Annotated in this window: 1 protein-coding gene; it reads right to left on the reverse strand. The window is 70.0% G+C overall.

Features of this window, described 5'->3' with window-relative positions; all coding sequences use genetic code 11:
* Positions 1 to 995 (reverse strand): condensation domain-containing protein (locus E1295_RS48195; protein WP_246081267.1); only part of this gene is annotated, 995 nt, incomplete at its 3' end.
* Positions 996 to 1011: the final 16 nt, after the last annotated feature.

The raw sequence follows: 1011 nt of genomic DNA on the forward strand, positions 1-1011 counted from the left end.
CGACCCACCCGCGACACTCCCAGCAGATCACCCCAGATCCCCGCCACCGTCTCCTCCACCACCCCGACCGGCGCCTCGAAACCGCGCTTCGGACGGGCCTTGTCCTGCTTCGGCTCCGGCCGCCCCTGTGGCAGCGCCTTACCCGGGACCGCCGCCCATTCCGGCTCGTCGGCCAGCCGTTCCACCGATTCCGTGTAGGCGGCGAACATCTCGTCCACCAGGCCGCCCGGGAACAGTTCGTCGACGCTGTCCCAGCTCAGCAGCAGCCCGTCCGGCAGCTCGATCACCTGGTGGTCGAGCCAGACCTGGGGGGTCTGGGATCGGGTGTGGTCCGGCCATCGGACCGTGCGGGCCAGCGCGTCGTCGACGCCGAGCATGCTGGTGAACACGGTGGGGACGGGCTCGGCCAGGCGATCGTTTTCGCGGGCCAGCTCGCGCAGCACGCGCACGCCCGAGATCTCCTGGTGGTCGAGGTCGCGCCAGACCTGCTCCTGGAGGCGGCGGGCGCGCTCCAGCCAGCCTTCGTGCGCGGCGGGCCGGTGTGCGACGAGGAGCACGGAGGTGAAGTCCCCGACGACGTGGCCGATGTCGGGGTGGACGTCGCGCCGGTCGAACAGGGTGAGGTTGACGGTGAGGTCCGGCTGCCCGCTCCAGGCCGAGAGCACCTCGGCGTAGCAGGCCAGCAGCACCACCGATGGAGTGATTCCGTACCTTCTGGCCCGGCCCTTGATCGCCTCCCACTTCTCCGGGTCGAGCCTGGCCTCCCTGCGGTGGAAGCGGGGGATCTCCACCTCTCCGGGGTCCTTCGTGAGCGGGAGACGCGGCGGCGAGGGGAGGTCCGCCGTCCGCTCACGCCAGTACGTCAGCGCCTTGTCCAGGGACTCCTCGTCGGGTTGTGCCTGGAGCACGTAATCGCGGAAGGTGATGCCGATCGCAGGAAGCTCGACGTCCGGATCGGCGGTCAGGCGCTCCCACTCAGCGAAAATGATCAACATGGACAGCCCGTCCACC

Source organism: Nonomuraea mesophila (assembly GCF_004352805.1).
Lineage (GTDB): Bacteria > Actinomycetota > Actinomycetes > Streptosporangiales > Streptosporangiaceae > Nonomuraea > Nonomuraea longispora.